Annotated in this window: 22 protein-coding genes and 1 tRNA gene; 10 read left to right on the top strand and 13 right to left on the bottom strand. The window is 57.4% G+C overall.

All coding sequences use genetic code 11. The features are described from left to right. Positions 1-436, bottom strand: a 436-nt coding sequence (locus QMZ18_RS35715) for a hypothetical protein (RefSeq protein WP_282611229.1), incomplete at its 3' end; no start/stop codon positions are given. Positions 437-724: 288 nt separating this feature from the next. Between QMZ18_RS35715 and QMZ18_RS35710 the strand changes: the two genes are divergently transcribed. Beyond that, complete coding sequence (locus QMZ18_RS35710; RefSeq protein WP_282611228.1) at positions 725-1162, top strand: hypothetical protein; 438 nt, start codon at positions 725-727, stop codon at positions 1160-1162. Between the two features lie 22 nt (positions 1163-1184). Here the strand turns inward: QMZ18_RS35710 and QMZ18_RS35705 are convergent, their stop codons facing one another. Continuing rightward, positions 1185-2429 (bottom strand): YbfB/YjiJ family MFS transporter, encoded by a 1245-nt coding sequence (locus tag QMZ18_RS35705; protein WP_282611227.1) that lies wholly within the window; start codon positions 2427-2429, stop codon positions 1185-1187. A 554-nt stretch (positions 2430-2983) separates the two neighbouring features. On the opposite strand from QMZ18_RS35705, the gene QMZ18_RS35700 reads away from it, so the two are divergent. The 5 genes from QMZ18_RS35700 to QMZ18_RS35680 all read left to right on the top strand — a co-directional run bounded on the left by QMZ18_RS35700 (position 2984) and on the right by QMZ18_RS35680 (position 7288). Next, positions 2984-3062, top strand: a tRNA-Val gene (locus tag QMZ18_RS35700). A gap of 483 nt (positions 3063-3545) precedes the next feature. After that, positions 3546-4673, top strand: a complete 1128-nt coding sequence (locus QMZ18_RS35695) for a slipin family protein (protein WP_282611226.1) — start codon at positions 3546-3548, stop codon at positions 4671-4673. A 150-nt stretch (positions 4674-4823) separates the two neighbouring features. Beyond that, positions 4824-5159: a hypothetical protein gene (locus QMZ18_RS35690; RefSeq protein ID WP_282611225.1), complete on the top strand. Its 336-nt coding sequence runs from the start codon at positions 4824-4826 to the stop codon at positions 5157-5159. A gap of 137 nt (positions 5160-5296) precedes the next feature. After that, complete coding sequence (locus tag QMZ18_RS35685) at positions 5297-6496, top strand: ester cyclase (protein ID WP_282611224.1); 1200 nt, start codon at positions 5297-5299, stop codon at positions 6494-6496. A gap of 246 nt (positions 6497-6742) precedes the next feature. Continuing rightward, entirely contained in the window at positions 6743-7288 is a 546-nt protein-coding gene (locus QMZ18_RS35680; RefSeq protein ID WP_282611223.1) for a hypothetical protein, read from the top strand. Between the two features lie 81 nt (positions 7289-7369). Here the strand turns inward: QMZ18_RS35680 and QMZ18_RS35675 are convergent, their stop codons facing one another. The 6 genes from QMZ18_RS35675 to QMZ18_RS35650 all read right to left on the bottom strand — a co-directional run bounded on the left by QMZ18_RS35675 (position 7370) and on the right by QMZ18_RS35650 (position 11433). Continuing rightward, positions 7370-8263 carry a hypothetical protein gene (locus tag QMZ18_RS35675; RefSeq protein ID WP_282611222.1) on the bottom strand — a complete coding sequence of 298 codons (894 nt, stop codon included), beginning with the start codon at positions 8261-8263 and terminating at the stop codon, positions 7370-7372. Continuing rightward, positions 8238-8468 (bottom strand): hypothetical protein, encoded by a 231-nt coding sequence (locus QMZ18_RS35670; protein WP_282611221.1) that lies wholly within the window; start codon positions 8466-8468, stop codon positions 8238-8240. Before QMZ18_RS35670 ends, QMZ18_RS35675 begins: the two co-directional genes overlap by 26 nt. 120 nt (positions 8469-8588) lie before the next feature. Continuing rightward, the gene (locus QMZ18_RS35665; RefSeq protein ID WP_282611220.1) at positions 8589-9566 is read right to left on the bottom strand and encodes a hypothetical protein; all 978 of its coding nucleotides are present in this window, start codon (positions 9564-9566) and stop codon (positions 8589-8591) included. Between the two features lie 10 nt (positions 9567-9576). Next, entirely contained in the window at positions 9577-9921 is a 345-nt protein-coding gene (cutA, locus tag QMZ18_RS35660) for a divalent-cation tolerance protein CutA (RefSeq protein WP_282611219.1), read from the bottom strand. A gap of 118 nt (positions 9922-10039) precedes the next feature. Further along, positions 10040-10903, bottom strand: coding sequence for an SMP-30/gluconolactonase/LRE family protein (locus QMZ18_RS35655; RefSeq protein WP_282611218.1), 864 nt, complete (start codon positions 10901-10903; stop codon positions 10040-10042). 158 nt (positions 10904-11061) lie between these two features. Beyond that, positions 11062-11433 carry a VOC family protein gene (locus QMZ18_RS35650; protein ID WP_282611217.1) on the bottom strand — a complete coding sequence of 124 codons (372 nt, stop codon included), beginning with the start codon at positions 11431-11433 and terminating at the stop codon, positions 11062-11064. 258 nt (positions 11434-11691) lie between these two features. On the opposite strand from QMZ18_RS35650, the gene QMZ18_RS35645 reads away from it, so the two are divergent. Together QMZ18_RS35645 and QMZ18_RS35640 are read left to right on the top strand one after the other, a co-directional pair. Continuing rightward, on the top strand, positions 11692-12231 hold the full coding sequence (locus QMZ18_RS35645) for a hypothetical protein (RefSeq protein ID WP_282611216.1): 540 nt from the start codon (positions 11692-11694) through the stop codon (positions 12229-12231). Positions 12232-12309: 78 nt separating this feature from the next. Then, the gene (locus tag QMZ18_RS35640) at positions 12310-13497 is read left to right on the top strand and encodes a hypothetical protein (protein WP_282611215.1); all 1188 of its coding nucleotides are present in this window, start codon (positions 12310-12312) and stop codon (positions 13495-13497) included. A 143-nt stretch (positions 13498-13640) separates the two neighbouring features. On the opposite strand, the gene QMZ18_RS35635 is transcribed toward QMZ18_RS35640, so the two are convergent. The 4 genes from QMZ18_RS35635 to QMZ18_RS35620 all read right to left on the bottom strand — a co-directional run bounded on the left by QMZ18_RS35635 (position 13641) and on the right by QMZ18_RS35620 (position 15332). Next, positions 13641-13985 (bottom strand): cupin domain-containing protein, encoded by a 345-nt coding sequence (locus QMZ18_RS35635; RefSeq protein WP_282611214.1) that lies wholly within the window; start codon positions 13983-13985, stop codon positions 13641-13643. A gap of 51 nt (positions 13986-14036) precedes the next feature. Continuing rightward, positions 14037-14285: a helix-turn-helix transcriptional regulator gene (locus tag QMZ18_RS35630; protein WP_367575974.1), complete on the bottom strand. Its 249-nt coding sequence runs from the start codon at positions 14283-14285 to the stop codon at positions 14037-14039. Positions 14286-14288: 3 nt separating this feature from the next. Next, a complete protein-coding gene (locus QMZ18_RS35625; RefSeq protein ID WP_282611213.1) occupies positions 14289-14735 on the bottom strand; it encodes a hypothetical protein in 447 nt (148 codons plus the stop codon). A 384-nt stretch (positions 14736-15119) separates the two neighbouring features. Continuing rightward, complete coding sequence (locus tag QMZ18_RS35620; RefSeq protein ID WP_282611212.1) at positions 15120-15332, bottom strand: hypothetical protein; 213 nt, start codon at positions 15330-15332, stop codon at positions 15120-15122. A gap of 41 nt (positions 15333-15373) precedes the next feature. On the opposite strand from QMZ18_RS35620, the gene QMZ18_RS35615 reads away from it, so the two are divergent. Further along, positions 15374-16075 (top strand): DUF1062 domain-containing protein, encoded by a 702-nt coding sequence (locus QMZ18_RS35615; protein WP_282611211.1) that lies wholly within the window; start codon positions 15374-15376, stop codon positions 16073-16075. A 71-nt stretch (positions 16076-16146) separates the two neighbouring features. Here the strand turns inward: QMZ18_RS35615 and QMZ18_RS35610 are convergent, their stop codons facing one another. After that, positions 16147-16536 carry a hypothetical protein gene (locus QMZ18_RS35610; RefSeq protein ID WP_282611210.1) on the bottom strand — a complete coding sequence of 130 codons (390 nt, stop codon included), beginning with the start codon at positions 16534-16536 and terminating at the stop codon, positions 16147-16149. A gap of 199 nt (positions 16537-16735) precedes the next feature. On the opposite strand from QMZ18_RS35610, the gene QMZ18_RS35605 reads away from it, so the two are divergent. Further along, positions 16736-17590, top strand: coding sequence for a LysR family transcriptional regulator (locus QMZ18_RS35605; protein WP_282611209.1), 855 nt, complete (start codon positions 16736-16738; stop codon positions 17588-17590). Positions 17591-17631: the final 41 nt, after the last annotated feature.

The raw sequence follows: 17631 nt of genomic DNA, 5'->3' as shown, positions 1-17631 counted from the left end.
TCCAATAGCTGCTGCCGTCAGAACCGGTGCCCACAACATTGCCGGCGAACTGCCCGGAGCTCTGACCGTCCGGTACAGACGCGCTCGTACGGTTTTCGTCGTTCAGCATGTCAGTCAGAGAATTATAGGTGACGAGTGAGGAACTCAAGGCGGACTCACCCTCGATGTTGAACAGGTTCCAATAGCTGCTGCCGTCGGAACCGGTGCCCACAACATTGCCGGCGAACTGCCCGGAGCTCTGACCGTCCGGTACAAGCACACCCGTACGGTTTTCGTCGTTCAGCATGTCAGTCAGCGAATCGTAAGTGATGAGCGAGGAACTCAAGGTGGACTCACCCTCGATGTTGAACAGGTTCCAGTAAACAGGCGCCGCGCTTGCGGTTGAGATAATACCGGCAAAGAGAAATACTGATAAGAAAATCTGTGGTTTATTCACTTGCAATACTCCCCAAAAAAATGTCTCAACCGTCAAAAATGAAAAGCCGGACGATCGAAATATTTGATCTGTTTGGAACTATATCATGTTAACCATAACCAACCAAATAGTGTAAATTAGATCAGATAATTATTGCCTTAGTTGTTTGAGCAGCAACACATACTCTAAGCCTTGGCCGGGTTCTTTTATCCCAGAAGGACCCGCCAACGCCCAAATTCTGACCTATTGATGGAGGACTCTCTCAGTTTATCTCCGAAATCTTATTCATTTTCAGGACTCGTATTTCAGATGATCAGACAATTACCTTTCGCCCCTTGCGCGGCGTTTCTATTTCTTGCGCTCCTGTTTCAGATGCCCCTGCCCGCCGCGGGTCAAATGCCGGAGAGCGAAACCGTGCGGATTCATTACATTCCTTTTGACGCCGAGACCTTCCTTGCGATTACAAAAGAGAACATCGAATCCTCTGCAACTGAGTACGTGGAAGTCCATGTGAACGATCAAACGTTCCGGAAGCTGAAAGCAATTCTGGACGCTGCCGGACCAGGACTCGTCGACCTCTACAAACTCCGCGCTAAGATCACGCTGCCCTTCCAGGAGGTGATCTACATCGGCCAGTCCGGCGGCGTACGGTCGAATTTCAAAGGCAACATGAAACTAAGCGAGTCGGGCCGTATAGGCGCCGAATACTTCATCAAACAGATGATAGAGTCGAACACTACGCGTTAATCAGAACACCGTCAGAATGAGATCAGCGGACGATCTCGGATTGCGGGGCATCCTGCGCCTTTTGCATCAGCGCCAGAGCCGCGGCGATCGCCAGGCAACTTGCTGACAGGGCGAAGCCGGAGGTGAAGGAGTTCGACCGGTCGGCCAAGACGCCGGCGACCATCGGGCCGATGGTCTGGCCAATGGAAAACAGCAGTGTGAACAAGGCGATGCCGCCGGCCCAGGCATGGGTTGGCAGAGCACATCTGGCGATATTGGTCACCGCCGAGACCACGGTCAGGAATGCGCCGCCGAACAGCACGCCCGAGATCAGCACGGCGACAAGCGAGGTGGAAACCAGCGGCAGCGCCGTCCCGAGCGCGACGACCGCCAGGACGCTTGCCAGCGCATAGCCTGCGGCCTTGGCTTTGTCGAGCAGGCCCTGCCACACGAAAGCGGACGCAAAGACACTGACGCCGAGCAGCAGCCAAAATGCCGTGATGGCCCAGGTCGACACCGCCCCCGAGCGCAGGTAGGCAATGATGAAGGTCATGTAGCTGATGTAACCCAGGCCGAACAGAGCGTAGGCGGTGAGCGATGGCAAGAGCTGGGTCGGGAAGCGCCAGGGCGCTGCCTTTGCGGCATGGGGGTTATCGGTGGGCACCTTAAGTGCGACGGGGCGGGCCACAAAAACCGCAATAAAGGTGAGGATGCCCATCGCCAGCCATGGATAGGGCCAGAGCCCGGCGTCGTATTCCATCACCTGCGGTAATCCCAGGCCGGCCAGAAATATGCCGGTGCCGACGCCACCGAAATAGAGGCCGAGAACCAGGCCACCGTGACCGTCTTTGGCCAGATGCGACGCCAGGGTGGCACCCGATATGAAGGTGTAGGCGCAGGTAATGCCGGTGAGCAGCCGGATGCTCAGCAAGGCGACAAAGTTTTCCGTCAGACCCGTGGCAAAGAGGCCCGCGCCGGTCAACAGCAAAGCGACCCAGAAACACTGCCCGATCCCCACGCGCGCCACCAGCCGCGCCGTGGTGAGTGTTCCGATCAGATAGCCCAGCGCGTTGGCGGTGTTCAGGCTCCCCGCTTCGGCATAGCTCCAATCCAGTGTGGTGCGCATGGCCGGCAGCAACAGAGCATAGCTAAAGCGCGAAAAGCCCAGCGCGACCGCAGCCCCGAGAGAAAGGATCAACGCCTGAACGATCAGCTCGCGAGAGGGAGATGCGGGAACGGGCTTGGTCATAACCGCTAGTCTATTGACCCAAACCTGCCCAAGAAACAATCCCTACGTTCGGTGCAGGCAGCCTGCTTGTCCCGCCGCAGTCGCTCGCGCGCCAAGTAATCAACAGACAGTCGCTCCCCTCCCTCGCGCAATATTCCTCAAACCCAGCGCGCTCCATCTTTCCCAATCGGTCTTTTCGCCGAACGCGTACAGATTAGCGGTTGATTTAGGAATGTGTTCCGGCATATACCCTGCCTCCCGGTCGCAATAACGCCGCCGGTCAACGCGCAAGAGAAAGCCCGCAAATGATACGGGAACTATCTATCTGCCCAGCAAACTGGGCCACAACAACCGGGGTCTAGACCCGCGTTCTGCGCGTGTCCTGCTCCGGCTCAACAAAGCAACGGAGGCAGGACGATCATGAAACATTTACAGACATAAAGAACGACAACAGGCATCCCTCGCGAGAGGATCAGGAGCCTTCATTCGTTTGGTACTTTAATGCCGGCGTTGGCCGGCATGCCCGCTCTATGGTTCGGATTCTGTATATCCGACCGGCGCGTTCGGCGTTCGTAATATGCTGTGCGTGTATCGAGCTCCAGGGTACCTGGTTGGCCGAACTAGCTCAGATGGTGAGAGCGCCGGGCAGACGATGTCCGGAGGTCGCGGGTTCGATCCCCGTGTTTGGCACCACGATGTAGCTCATTGGGTAGAGCACTAGACTCATAATCTAGGTGTAGAGGGTTCGAATCCCTCCATCACACTCAGCCTATCACGCTGATCAAAGACGAAGGATGCCGGAAGAGCGCCAGGCCGGCCCGGCCGGTAGAGGATGGTTTTGCCGTTCGCTTCTGCGCAGGGTGCAGGCCAGGTATCGGATTGCTTCCGTGCGATTCCACTGCGCTCTCCGACATCGCCCGCAAGGGTTTCCGGCACGCCGTGCCGTTGGAAGGTTTCGCTCTTCGGAGCGTAGCCGTCCAGCGGACGGCACCCCGGAGGCCCGCCCGGACGGCGGAGGGAGAACGCCGGGACCGTCCAGCAACCGGCGCCGGGGTTCTTCCGGTATTCCTGATTTTATTTTATTGGAACTTTCTTCGGTTCCGGTCCCTCGCGAAGGACGAGAAAAGACAGAAAACAAAAAGAAGAAGAGAAGAGAAAAAAGAAAGGAACAGTTCGATGGTTTACAAGACCGAGAAGATTGCAGACTACGAGCTCGGTCTCCTGTATCGGAACCGGGCTTTCGAGAAGGCGCTGGAGCCGGGCGTGTACCGCTTTCTGCGGGGACGGGGCACGCTTGAAGTGATCAAGCTGGACCTGCGGGCCATGCCCGTGAAGGAACCGGCGCTGGCCGCGCTCTACCTGACCCACCGGCAGGTCGTTGAAACCCACTTCCTCGCCGCCGATATGGGCGACGGCGAGATGGGGCTGGTGTACGCCGACGGCAAGCTGGCCGGTCTGGTCGCACCGCGCAGCGTGGCGTTTTACGCCAGGCGGCTGCGGGATATGACCGTCGAAGTGCTTGACGCGGTGACCGACATCGAGCTGCCCGAGCGGCTGGTCGCCCCCCTGGTGCGGCTGGGTGCACGGGAACTGGTCGCGGTGGCCGAGGTGGTCTCCGACCATGTCGGTCTGCTCTATGTCGACGGCGTGCTGGTTAAGCAGCTCACGCCGGGCCGGTACGCCTTTGTAAAGGCGCTGCGGCGCATCGACGTCGTGACCTTCGATCTGCGGCTGCAGACTCTGGAGGTCACCGGCCAGGAGGTCCTGACCAAGGACCGGATCGGCCTGCGGGCGAACGTCACTGCCGTCTACCGGGTCGCGGACCCGGTCAAGGCTGTGGCACTGACCGCGGACCTGCGGGACTTCCTGTACAAGGAGCTGCAGTTCGCTCTGCGGCAGGTCATCGGCACCCGGACGCTGGAAGAGGTGCTCGGCGACAAGCTGGGCATCAACGCGGCGGTGGCTGAGTTGCTGCTGCCAAAGCTCGGCGACGCGGGACTGCAGGTCCCCTCCGTCGGTGTGAAGGACATCATCCTGCCCGGAGACGTGCGGGAGCTGATGAACCGGGTCATCGAGGCGGAGAAGACCGCGCAGGCCAACGTCATCAAGCGGCGGGAGGAGACCGCCGCGACGCGGTCGCTCCTGAACACCGCGAAGCTGATGGAGGACAACCCCATCCTGTTGCGGCTGAAGGAGCTGGAGGCCTTGGAGAAGGTCTCCGAAAAGGTCGGCAACGTCATCGTCGGAAACGGCATGGATGGCGTGCTCGACGACCTGGTGCGGATCCGGCCGCGCAAGGGGTAACCCCTTTGCGTGTGCCGGAGATGCCGAGGATGCCGGCGGTCGGGATCAGGCAGATCCGGGCCGCCGGCAGGGCCGGGAGCGGCAACGCTTCCGGCCTCACGGTTTGGAAAAGGAGGATTCGAACAACAGAGAAATCAGAAGTGATGAAATATGACACTTGCATCCTTAACCCATGAAGAACGTGAAGTGGTCCGCCGCGCAATGCAGGCGAGCCTGATCTATATCGGCGCCGGCTTCTCCGCACGGATGGGCCTCGAAGAGAGCCACATGGTGCGGCTGCTCGAAGCCTGGCCGCAGCTCGATGATAGCGACGAGGGATCGGCGGTTTACCTAGCTGTAAACAATGCTCTCAACGACCTGCTGCACGGTGTCGGGATCAGCGACAAACAGGCCTTGGAGTCGGTCGGGGTCAACCGTGCCGAGATGCAACGGGTATATAAAAAGTGGGCAACGGGCCATGGGCGCAGCTCGACAGGAGTTTGCTGATTAAGATCGTAAGGGAAGCGCTCGGACCTGCGGCGCGCTCGGCAACTGCCCTCCCGGTTTCCCGAGTCTTGCATGCAATTATTGCCTTATGCTATGCATACGTATGCAAAAACGTAAGAATGCAGTGGGAGGTTGTCATGACGGAAGCGCTCGGGGACGTGCAGAAACGTGGGCACGCCGGCCCTAAGCCGGGGCCTGGAAAGGAAGGTTCGACAGCAACGCCGGCTCAGATGGAGGCTCTCGGCGCAGAGCTCATGCCGTCCGACTACAGTATCTCTCTGGACAGTTACCGGCGCGGCGGCACCGACAATTTTCTCGCCCATCCGCCTGAAGATCTGATTCGCCAGCCGATGCGTGGTTTCGAGCCGCAGTATATCAACATCGTCGACTACATCGTCCGCATCACCCACCGCATCTGGGAAGAGAAGGACATCGGCTACATCTACGACACCTACAGTCATGACTGCAAAGTCTGGGACGACCTGGGCCTTCAGTACGGCCGCGACAAGATCGTTGCTGACACGGTGCACACCAACAACGCCTTTCCGGATATTCGCCTGGTCGCGGACGAAGTGATCTGGGCCGGAAACGAGACGCTTGGTTTCCACACCTCGCACCGCACCAAGATCCTGGGCACCAATACGGGCTTCAGCCGCTTCGGGCCGCCGACAGGCAAACGGGTTCAGCTTTGGTGCATCGCCAACTGCGTCGCCCGGGACAACGAGATTTTCCACGAGCACGTTATCTACGACACCGCCGGGCTGCTGCAGCAGCTTGGCTTCGACGTTGTGGAGACCGCCCGTCGCTTTGCCGCGCAAAACTCATCGACGGGGCTTCCGCCCAACTTCATGGCCAGCGAGCCGCGACGCCTGGAGGGACAGGGTAAACCGGCGGCGGTTCCCATTCCCGACTCACCTGACGGCGACATCAAGGCCTTCGTCGAAGCCGCTTTCCAAAATATCTGGAACCGCCGCAATTTCGGCGCCATCGATCAGGTCTACCAACCGAACGTGGTTGTGCAGGGCTCAACCGGCCGGGTCTATCGCGGCACCGGCCAGTTGCGGTCGTTCGTCATGTCCATGGTCGCCATGTTCCCGGACATCAGTCTTCAGGTGAACGACCTCTACTGGATGGGCAATCCCGAGGAAGGCTTTCAGGTCTCGATACGCTGGGGCGCGCAGGGCACGCACAAGGGCAACGGCCCCTACGGCGAGCCCACGGGCCGCGAGGTCAACCTCTGGGGCATAAGCCAATGGAAGATGAAGGACGGACGCGTGGAGCAGGAATGGATGATGTTCAACGAGTTCGGGATTCTTCAGCAGATTTTGCGGCCCTGAAGCCAATTGCTATCGTGTCGCTTTGAGGAGTAGCCTTCGAGCGTCCGCGTCACGCGCAAGAATATGCGTCTCCGAGCGCCCGGAATCCCGGACAGCAACAGCAGAGAAAAAATTACTTTGAGCGGCTTAGCGCACCGCACTAACCTTGCACGTTCAGGCAGGAAGAAAAGTGGAGGAACGAGCTTGTTGGGTTTCTTAGCTGACAAACTGTTCGGCAAGGAAGGGAGTCAGAGAAGGAACCACGTCTTGGTGAATCTCAACGCCCGGCTCCTCCCGCTTGACAGGTCGGACCTCTACGAAATTCCACTCGATGATTTCATGGAAGCCAACGGACTCGGCATGGTGGACATGGACGAGCCAGCAGGGTCCAAGATGGATGAAAAGGGCGAAGTTCTGAATTGCCATTTCAGTCTTCGCTTAACCGAGGTCTCGGATCAGGTGTTGGAAAAGATCACCCGGTATCTGGAAGGATGCGGCGCGCCCAGGGGCTCTTTTCTCGTCCTTAGCGACGATCGGAAAATTCCGTTCGGCGTAAACGAAGGGCTGGCCATCTATATCGACGCGAGCGGCTCGAGCGACGGCGACGCCTGGCAGGGCGAGATCGAAAAACTGAGAAACGAGCTTACGCAGCTGCTTGAAAGCGATGGGCAGGTTCAGAGCAGTCGGGAGTTGCCGAACGAGACCGCGCTCTACCTTTATGGCCCGTCCCTCGACGGTATGACGACGCGCGTTAGTCCTTTCCTTGAAAGCGCCCCCCTGTCTAACACCGCGCGATTGGAGAAGATCGCATAGAGGCGGGCACTTGCCGGTGAAGAATCGCCGGCAAGTGCCCGCTATTCAACCTATCTCCAACTGAACCTATTCCTTAGCACCTCAAGTCATTGGCAGCCTGTCCAATTGCTCGAACCGCCGCGCCTTCACGCTGTCTTCGAGTTCACCCATCGCTTGCTCCAGATCTTCGTTCGAGATTTCCCCGTAACCGTCCAGATCACCTTTAATCTTCAGGGTTTCGGGACAAACCTCGAAGACATAGTCGTAAGGCCCGGCAAATTTACTTCGCCAGGCAGCTGATTCTCTCATCAGGTCCAGCTTCGCTCGCAAGAACACAACTTCTTCGCAAACTGAAGAATCATTGCCGATTGTAGCGAAGTCACCTGATTTGGCCGCTTTGAGGATCGCTGCGCCGATATAGCAACCAACGACACTGTCCTCATCGGCAATCCGTTCTATCAGTGATCCCGTCGCTTCCGGTTGCAGTAGGAGAGTGAGCCCATCCCGATGCGGATCACTCGGAACGAACGGCGGTAAACAAGAACAGGCAACCTCCATTTTTTCACACGGGATTCCGGCGATGTACTCGATAACTTTTTTCCGGACTCTGAAACACCTATCGTTCGCCAGGCACAAGCCCAAGGTGAGTACCTTCGGCGGCAGTCTGCGCAAGTACAAGAGCAGTCCGTCCAAAGCGTACCAGCGGGCGCTTGGATGAGGATGGCCGATATACCGAAGCGCCGGTCCAATCAACACTTCTCCGCTGCTGCGCATTTCCGAAAAGACATGAAGTGCGTCAAGGAGTGTTTTGAGGTCTTCGGACTCCAGGAACGGCAGCAGAAGCTCTGCGCCATGACGCTCCAGCACTTTTAGGGAATCGTCGAATTTGCAGCGCCCATCGGGCACGCAGTGGGCGTTTTTCGGACCCAACACCGCCAAAGGGTCATAACCAAGTTCGTTTAGGGTTTGTTCAATCGATTGCTCTTTCCTTGTCAAGATTCACCTCGTGAGGCTTCAAGGCCTCGCTTGCGGTTTTCGGGTGTATCGGAACGACGTATTCCTGCGGCGTGTCGAAGGGGCACGTCGGTCGGAAACTCTGCAGGATGATCTGGGATGTGAAATCGAAAATACGCCGGTCGCTGCCGACGATGTCGTTCAGATGAGACAGGTCTTCGAGGCTTGCGACGCTCTTGGAAGTCACCGCATCGAGTTCCTCCGCGAGGGAACAGAGCGGCTGGACGCCCGGTAGGAAACACAGCCAGTCCAAGACCGGTTGGCAAGGTCTATCCGCGGGGCGTTGCGGTCATACCAAATATCTGCGCTATATGTCCTCAACTCTGACTCTATACCATTCCTTTTTGGTAAAAAGATGCAGTGACTGACCGCGGCCGACCGCGCGACCGCTCTTCAGTGGCTTTCCATTGGGCAAGACCAGTTGGCACTTCCTGAGTCCGGGTGTCGCCGCTGCCTCCAGGTTCATCAGATACACGGCCCTTACCGACCGGCGACGACCGCGGACAAAGAGAGCGCGATCCGAGGAAATCGCGAAACAATTGCAGGCATTCAGGCCGACCTTCCGATAGCTGCTGGCAAAGTTGTTGGAAACCGTACCGAGATCGAAATCCGGCTCAAAGACGAAATGGGCGGCTGCGTCCGCAACGTTGAGGGCATAACAGTCGCCGATGTACCGCTCAGACTGATCGTGCTGCCAGATCAGAGTGCCGTTGCTATCGAAACAGTTGAGGCCTTCGCGGCCAATTAGGCCCGGCTCCTCCTTAAAGTCAAAAGTACCATCCTTACTTTGGGTAATAACGATGCCACGGACTCCCTCGTCAAAGTGAGAAACCCAAATTCGGTCCGTTCCATCGACTCCGATTTCGTTGATGGCGTCACCCGCATAAAACCTGCTTTGTTGACCGCTTGTCCGACTATGGATCAGGCCATTCAGGTGATGCTCTTCTTTCGATTTCCATTGAGCCCATGCGTTCACGATGACCAGCGATCCATCGCTGAGGAGATCAACCTGAGGAAAGGCAAAGTCCAGAGGCGGAAGAGCGATTTCCTCTGAAACCTCCCCGTCCGTGACAATCAGTTTGTAGTTAAACTCGATGTGCCCGCCAGCGCTGACCGATGGCCTCGGCGAAGGACTTTCGCCCCGCCTACCGATAAAGGCGCTCGACTTCTTGTCGCGGTAGAGAAACAACGCTTCGCCCTTCAGCGATACGCTGACCGAAACAAACTCAAAGCCCTTAGGCGAAGGCGGGATTTTCGCGACCTGCTGCAACTTGATCTGTTTCATCGTTACAAGACTAGCTGTTCCCAGAGACGTTCTCGACGATCCATTGCGCATATCCCGATTTCGTCCGCTCAATGTCGATCTGGATGACCGGCGGCAGATCGTAGGGATGACTTTCGTCAATCAGACCTTCAATATCCGCAAATCGAGCGGCGACCGTCTTAACGGTGAGAACGACTTCGCCACCCTGGTGAACTGCGTCCTGCCAGCGGTAGACGGAGGCAATCTCTGCAACGTGGACAGCGGCGGCAAAGCGTTTTTCGACCAAGGCCGTTGCGATGTTTCCAGCGACCTCTCGGTCGGGAACCGTGATCAACACCAAGACCGGGCGGGAGTCGGCGCTATCCTCTACTGCCATGGGTTCGAACTCCTTCAAATCCAATAATGTCCTACCGGACGCCTCACAATTGCGCACGTCCGGTGCACAGATCTGACTGGACCGACCGAGTCCGGCAGAGATCGACCCGCGATCACCGCTACCCCTTAAAGCTCGGCTCCGCCCGGCCCTTAACTCCCACGCCTTCGATGACAAAGGTCTGCCCCGCCGAGGCGCTGGCCGGCGTGACACCGCGCAGAGGTGCACCCAGTGTCGTGACGTAGATCAGATCGAGCGCTGGGCCGCCGAACATGAGGCTGGTGACGATTTGATCCGGCAGCTCGATGCGGGCGGCTTCTTCGCCTTCGGGGGTGAGGCGGAGCAGACAGCCCTCGGTCCATTGCGCGCTCCAGATGTGGTCCTCGGCATCGACGGTTGCACCATCGGGTATGGCCTTCGCATAGAAATGTTCCGCCGCGGGAAGCGATCCGCTCGCCGGATAATCAAACACTTCGATCACGCCGTCCACACGGCCGGTGAGGTAGAGCTTGTCGCCGGCCCCGTTAAAACAGGGGCCGTTAAAAACGTTGAAGCCGTCGAGAATTTCCTCAAGCGAGTGATCCGGGTTGAGGCGAAAAGCCGGACAATTGTCATGGTCGTCTTGGTTGATGTTCATGGCGCCGGCAATGAAGGCCCCGTTCCTGTCGACCTTGCCGTCATTGAAGCGAATTCCGGCGCGGCCTGCCAGAGGTTCAGCGATGAGCTCCAGCCGTTCTGTTTCAAGGCAGAAGCTGTAAAAGCCGTGGTCCATGGCAAGGATCAGGCCGCCCCTTTCCCGAACCGCCAGACTGCCGATGGTCTTGGTGGGAAAGCGCCAGGTCCTGACTCGCCCGCTGGCGTGGTCCAGGCGGTAAAGGGTCGGACCCAGGCTGTCGACCCAGTAAAGTGCGTTCAGAGCGGGATCCCACAGTGGGCCTTCGCCAAGGGCAGATTTGTGATCGCTGACGGAGGTGATGTTGATCATTCTGGCGCTCAATCTGTTGCTTGGAAGACTTGGTAGAAGTACGGGACCCGCTATAACGCGACGCGATGAACAACGCCGGTCTCCATCACCTCCGCGCCATTCTCTCTTAAAACAGTCACCCCTAAATCACCCTGTCCCAATCAAATATGCCTTTCCCGTTAAACATGCTGGTCGAGGAGGATTGGATTACCGTCGGGATCGATCACGATGCAGCTTGCTGGACCGGACGTGGTTTCGTCAACTTCGCTCACGAAGGCCACGCCGTCCGCCTTAAGCTTCTTCTGGATATCCCGGACATCGGTAAAGCTGTCGAGCGTTTGGCCGGTGGAATCCCAGCCGGGGTTGAAGGTTAGAGTGTTCTTTTCGAACATGCCCTGAAACAGGCCGACCACACAGCTGGGGCTTTTCATGATGAGCCAACCCTGGTCCGCGTCACCGCCGATCATCGCAAAGCCGAGTTTTTCGTAAAACCCGCACGAAGCGGAAATATCCTTCACCGCGAGGCTGACCGAGAAATTTCCAAGATCCATTTTCCAACTCCATCCTGTCATAGAATACCGGTTTGCTGAGATATCACCGGGATGAGTCGATACCTCTGCGACTTGTAATAAAGCGGTGGGGGCTGAGACCACCAGTTCCAAAAATTTTTGCATGAGGCTATGCAAACTTGATGGATCGTATCCTCATGCGGCATCCCAACATCAGACTCCACTGTAACAGCGTAGCGATAGATTCACCTTCTTGATCGTTTTTGCGTAGAGAGGTGACTGTCGACCGGGAGACATCAAATGACAATGGGAACGCAAAACTGTTACGCCTATGCCTGCGGCTACACAAAGGATCTCAAGCTTCAACCCGGCGAACTGGGCGGCAGATTGTACAAATCGACAGATCGGGCGGAGTTAACCGATGCTGCCTGTGCCGATGGCCTCGATCCCGTCCTGGGCCATACGCCACCAATGCTCAAGGCCGGCGAGCACCTGGTGGCGCTGATGACATCAAGCAGTGACACCGACGCCTATCACTGGCTACGACGCATAGAGGATGGCAGTGGCGACTGGTCTCATAAGCTGGGCGCGCTTTCTCCAACAAAGTTGGACAGCTGGGAAAAGCCGATCAACGACGCAACTAATCCACCGCACACAGTGGATCTGGATTACGACGCGATGTTCAAGCGGAATCCTTCGATGTTGCGCCACCTCGATACGGCCAGAATTCAAGGTTGGGCGACCAACTATGACATCTTTGTCGGTTACTTCAAATGCCCGGACGACTTTCCGAAAATCCGAGGAAACGCGAAGCTTAGCTGCAACTGCATGATCGTCTGAAGAAGATGGAGTCTTAAGGTCGATTTGGGTCTCGCTTTCGGGCACAGTGACGGCTGAATCCGAATCGGGGAAAACTTTATGTTTGAGACGTCGTTCGTATCTGTCACGGAAGATCAAAAGCAGGCCGTCAAGAACTGGTGGACGGCCTTTGAGGAAAATCAGGTTAAGATCCTTGAATCTTTTTCGCCAGACGATGACGGTGCCTTCGACCTGCCGCAGTGGATGCAAAGCAGCCTGCAGGCCGTTCATGCGCAAATCATGTGGGAATTCGGCCCGGGACTGGTCAAGCCACATCGGCTGGTAATCACGCCTGAGGGGCGAAGAGAACTGCGGCCGCTGATCCGTGCCATCCTGCAGGAAGCACCCGTGCTTGAAAAATTCGAATTCTATGGCCACCGGCTGCCCGAAAATCTGGAGATGGCGTCGACTATGTTATCCTACAGGGCGGGTTGGCAGGATCTATCCGAAATCAAGTTCAAAACCGAGTTAAACGAGCTCAATCAAATCGATATTACGTACTACACGCCCTTCAATGACCCCAAGGACGAACAGATCAACAAGCTCTGGCTGCTGACGGCGCAGCTTCTGGGGGAAGAAATCACTGAAAGGTGGGTTGGATTTGTCGATGTGCGTGTCTTGCCGAAAGGCCGCCTGTTCGGCTTTTTGAAAAGGCCGGATATCGAGCAGTCACCGATTGAAGATTTCAGGGCTGACTTCGATACCCGCATTGCGGAGATCAAGGCGTCCCTCCCCGACCAGCCTTATTCTGAGTTCGCGGAAGAGCAAGAATGGGTCATGCTGGAACTGGAACCCGAGAAGCAGGACGACTACGACTTCAAGGACGATCTCTTTGTAGCACCTTTTGTTTCCGCGCCTCTGTTCCAGGCCATGCATGGTCAGAGAAACAGCTTTTCCGCCGAGCGCTTTTCGAGCAAGGGGGAAAGCTTCCTGTTTCTCAAAATGGACGGCGCAGCGGAGGATCTGGATCAGGAGATCTTTGAGGACCGCTCCGCCATCGAAGATGCGCTAAATGATGCCTTAAAGAGCATGGGCTGTATAATCGGTGGCGGCACCGGCCTGCGCTATTCCTACATCGATCTGGCGGTGACTGACCTCAAGGCTGCCGTCTCCATCATCCGGGAGACCCTGCAGGCGGGAAAGTTGACCAAACGCAGCTGGCTCTTCTTACACGACCCGGACTACCAGTCGGAATGGCTCGGCGTTTGGCCGGACAGTCCAGCCCCCTTTGTCGCCGCCCCCAATTAGAGACACCTCCGATTAGAGTCGCCGCTAATTCGAGGCACTGCCGCCAGAGAAGCACAGCGCGCATCCCATGTTTGCCGGCGGCTGTTTCGGAAACCTCGCGATGAACCAGAGCATTCAACAAACTGACAGACTGTAGTCAGGCGTCAGGCCGTCTCCTTCGTCATACCGCCAAGATGCAGCGCCAGCCAGACGGTTGCACGGGTGGGATCGGTCCAGGCGACGCGGTGCCGGCAGTGAGCCGGCAACAAAAGAGCATCGCCGGCTGTGAGATCAAGATCCGCCTTTCCCTCGATCGTCAGGCGCGCGGCGCCGGTCAGCAACATCACCCACTCATCCTGCTCCTGGTCATACCATTCGCCGTCGGGTGTGGATTGACCGTGGGAAACAATACGCTCCAACTTCACGCCCGGTCGCTGCAGAAGCGTTTCAAATATTTCTCCGGTTGCGGCTGACGGTAGATCATTCAACAGGTTCGTCTTGTGCGTCACGGCAGCATGCCCTTCATCAATAGTATTTCAAGGGACATAATTAATAACCAGTCAATCTTTTTCCAGACTCGCAGTCATCCCAACCTCATCGGGCTCATAGGAGAATACCTCCTCCAGCGGCACACCAAAGGTCAGGGCGATAAGAAAGGCCAGCTCGAGGGACGGCGCGTACTTCGCCTTCTCAATGGCGACAATCGTCTGCCGGGTGACGCCGGTTTTTTCCGCCAACTCCTTTTGCGTCATCTCCCCATTATGGAAGCGCAGGCTGCGGATGTTGTTGCGAACGTGGCGCTTACCCACTCTTCAAACGCCCCGCCGGTAGAGGTAAAGCTGCCCGAGACTGCCGGAGACCTCACCTGCGCCGAGCGAGACAATGACCAAGTTGATGACCACAAAAGGTGATTGCCCCAGAGCCAGGGCAACCATGGAAAGGACAAAACCAGCAGCGAAGACGAAATGGGAAATGCGCAGGCCCCGGAGTTCGATCTGCTTGTCGCGCTCGTCGGCGATGACAGGATTGGCGTCGCGGGCAGCGATAGCATCGAAAATTGTCACGCCGATCCGCACGGCCACGGTGACCACGACGACCGCAGCCATCAGCGCCAGGATGGATTTCCCCAGCAGACTGGTTGCATCCGACGACTCAAATCGCCCGTCCTGAAACATCTGATAGAGCGCAACGCCATAGATGCCGTACATAAGCACCAAGATGCTCAATGCGATGGCGATACCTTTTTCCTGATAAGTCATGGTTCCTCTGCATGTCTGCTGAACTAGACAGTTAGTAAAAAATATACGACTTAATGTCAAATATTTTTTACATCAAAATCTGCCTAAAGCCGCGTTTGCGGAGATAACCGCTTGCCAGCTTTTTCCAGGTTTCGGTACATTCCCGTATCTGCGCCGCTTGGCGCCAGCTATCGGAGCAGGGCTTTGCCATCATAATCGCCGGTCTCACCACTAAAGCAATTTGCGTTCAAACGGACTCAAAATTCACTGCCTCTCAATCAGCAAATTGCTGATCTCGCCTGCTGACTTAGGCGCAATTTTGAGGCTTTGTGTGTCCAAGAAGACGCAAAACGCTCTGATCCTCGTGCTGCGTGACCGCGCCCTGTTGAGGGCGGCGGTCAGGCTTTATGCCATGCGTTCGCCGAGGTGGCGGTTCGAGACCGGTATGGCACGCCCTACGCGGACCCCGCCTTCCGCCACGCCTGGTTTGGCTTCGGGTTCCCGCTGAACGCAATTGTTCCGCCGCCAGCTATTTTTCAATAGCGACTCAATCGCCGCACCGGATCCCGTGACTTCGAGCTCGTTCCGATCAATCGGAACCCTGTTCTGGTTCTTCAATCGCCATCTCGGCGGACTTCCAACAGGAAGACCGAAACGAGATGTCCTCCCTACTCTCCGTCCGCTGGACCGTGAAACCCATTACCGCGCCCCGGCCGTGGCTGCCCTGCAGCGGCTGCGGCAAGCCCGAAGCCTTTCAAAGCAGCGGCAAATTCCGGATCAATGCCAGCGGCAAGCGGCTGGATGCCTGGCTGCTCTACCGTTGCATTGCCTGTGAGACCAGTTGGAAACGGCCGCTGATCGAACGCCGGCATATTCAAACACTCGACCCATCGTTCCTAAGCGCGTTGCAATCCAACGATAGCGCGCTGGCTGAGACGCTGGCTTTCGATCTGGCGGACCTGCTCCGCTTCGCTGCACGGGTTGAAGTGGATTCTGATGTCTTGGTGGATAAGAAAATCCTTTCGGCCGGTCATACGTCGGCAGATCTGGAGACCCACCTTGGTTTGCCCGAATTTAGGACACCGACATCACCCTGGGCTGGCCTGGAGATTGCTCTTTCGGTGCCTGTTCCCATCACCCTGCGTACGGACCGCCTGCTCGCCAGGGAACTGAGGTTGCCGCGCGCCCGTGTCCGGAAGCTGGAACAAACCGGACGCCTTGCCGCAACTCTCGACGGCCGGCACAGGGTCCGCCGGCCCGCCGCCGATCAGGTGATGATCCGTATGGACCTTTCCCGCGAGGCCGACGCATTCCGCATCGCACGGGCGGCTGCCCCTTGGGACGATGAGCATATGGCGTGATGTAATCAAGTGACCGGGCGGCGGTCTTGAGCAAGACAGCCGTGAAGCGAACCCACCGCCGCATCCGGGCGTCAAAACTTGCTGGGGTTCCCGGGGATCAGCATGCCATTACCGTCGATCTCTCCGTCCTTGAACATGGTCATCGAAGGACCGTGGAGTTCGACGCCGAAACATCTCTCGGGCTTGTCGCCGTATTGAAAGCACATGAGACCGTCCTCCACCCGCCATTTTCCGGTATAGCCGTCGGCGCGGATCGCACCGTCGGGCGCGTAGTATTCGGCAAATCCTGAATTCGCGGCACTCATGCTGCCCTGATAGGTATGATCGCTCACGGCTTCTGTTAACTCGGCGGCGGTCGGTTTGTCCGCTGCCTTCAGCGTAACCGGCAGCAACAGCATGACAGTGGCAAAACTGGCCATCAGCCACCCTGCCCAATTGGTTTTCGCCAAGATCCGGGTCATTTTATCCTCCTTGTATTGGATGAAACGGTCTGCAGCCTTTCCATCCTTCCTTGCAAATCCTCCACATGCTGTCACTTGCGCCACTGCACGTCGATGTGCAAAATTAAGCCAACGAGCTGCGTTGACGCAGCCTATAAAAAGGTGAGCAATTCAGACCTTGCAGCCCGATCTGCATCAATCGATAAAAGGTGAGATGGATATGATCGCATGGGATCAATGGCACACGCTCCTGGCGGTTTTTCGTCACGGAACCTACGCCACGGCCGCAAAGGCCTTGCGTATCGATTCAACAACGGTGGGCCGGCGCCTGAAGCAGCTGGAGCGGGAGGTCGGTTACGAACTTTTCGTGCGTGAGAACGAACGGCTGCATCCGACCAGCCGCTGCGAGGAGCTGTTGACGCACATTGAAACGGCGGCGGAGGCGCTTCGGGGCGCGGAACAGCAGTCGGCGGTGGACGAACTCGGCGCAGTGTGGCGTGAGCTTCGGATCACGGCACCCCCGTTCGTTGTCACCAATCTGCTCGCGCCATCGATGGACAGGCTGACCAAAAACCTTCGGATCAAGGTCGAACTGATCGCCACGGCCAGTAAGGCGTTTCTTGCACGGCGGGAGGCCGACATCGCTATACGCATTGACGACGGCCCAGGCGTGACCAAATTTGACACGGCACGGATCGAGGCGGAACAGATCGGAAGCCTTGAGTATGGGATCTATTGCGCCCCCGGACGTGATCCGGAAAGCCTGCCCTGGGCCGGCCTTATCGAGCGCTATTCACGCAGCAGCGGGAGCGAGACGATGCTTGAACTCGCCGGCCCGTCTGGTTTGCGCTACCAGGCTCATCAATTTGAAACCATTCAGAAAATTGCCGCATCCGGCGTCGCGCGCGCCCTGCTGCCCAGGTTCATTGCGGATGCCGATCCGGGATTAACGCCTATCGGCGATACAATTCTGGAACAACCCTTGTGGATGCTGTTTCACCGCCAGGACCGCGATATCCTTCACCTCAAATCCGCCCGCGCCTGGATCAAGGATCTGACCGGGGAATGGCCGTAACGGAAACAACCAGATATTGGATGCGCTCTGTGAAGATAGAC

The organism is Pelagibius sp. Alg239-R121 (genome assembly GCF_947331435.1).
Classification (GTDB): domain Bacteria; phylum Pseudomonadota; class Alphaproteobacteria; order Kiloniellales; family Kiloniellaceae; genus Denitrobaculum.
This window is presented reverse-complemented; position numbering and strand designations above follow the sequence as displayed.

Bases quoted from the DNA above. Each gene is read 5' to 3' on its own strand.
- QMZ18_RS35640 (WP_282611215.1), top strand. From the start codon at position 12,310: ATGTTTGAGACGTCGTTCGTATCTGTCACGGAAGATCAAAAGCAGGCC.
- QMZ18_RS35650 (WP_282611217.1), bottom strand. From the start codon at position 11,433: ATGGATCTTGGAAATTTCTCGGTCAGCCTCGCGGTGAAGGATATTTCC.
- QMZ18_RS35710 (WP_282611228.1), top strand. From the start codon at position 725: ATGATCAGACAATTACCTTTCGCCCCTTGCGCGGCGTTTCTATTTCTT.
- QMZ18_RS35685 (WP_282611224.1), top strand. From the start codon at position 5,297: ATGACGGAAGCGCTCGGGGACGTGCAGAAACGTGGGCACGCCGGCCCT.
- QMZ18_RS35615 (WP_282611211.1), top strand. From the start codon at position 15,374: ATGTCCTCCCTACTCTCCGTCCGCTGGACCGTGAAACCCATTACCGCG.
- QMZ18_RS35665 (WP_282611220.1), bottom strand. From the start codon at position 9,566: ATGAAACAGATCAAGTTGCAGCAGGTCGCGAAAATCCCGCCTTCGCCT.
- QMZ18_RS35605 (WP_282611209.1), top strand. From the start codon at position 16,736: ATGATCGCATGGGATCAATGGCACACGCTCCTGGCGGTTTTTCGTCAC.
- cutA (WP_282611219.1), bottom strand. From the start codon at position 9,921: ATGGCAGTAGAGGATAGCGCCGACTCCCGCCCGGTCTTGGTGTTGATC.
- QMZ18_RS35625 (WP_282611213.1), bottom strand. From the start codon at position 14,735: ATGACTTATCAGGAAAAAGGTATCGCCATCGCATTGAGCATCTTGGTG.
- QMZ18_RS35695 (WP_282611226.1), top strand. From the start codon at position 3,546: ATGGTTTACAAGACCGAGAAGATTGCAGACTACGAGCTCGGTCTCCTG.
- QMZ18_RS35645 (WP_282611216.1), top strand. From the start codon at position 11,692: ATGACAATGGGAACGCAAAACTGTTACGCCTATGCCTGCGGCTACACA.
- QMZ18_RS35610 (WP_282611210.1), bottom strand. From the start codon at position 16,536: ATGACCCGGATCTTGGCGAAAACCAATTGGGCAGGGTGGCTGATGGCC.
- QMZ18_RS35690 (WP_282611225.1), top strand. From the start codon at position 4,824: ATGACACTTGCATCCTTAACCCATGAAGAACGTGAAGTGGTCCGCCGC.
- QMZ18_RS35655 (WP_282611218.1), bottom strand. From the start codon at position 10,903: ATGATCAACATCACCTCCGTCAGCGATCACAAATCTGCCCTTGGCGAA.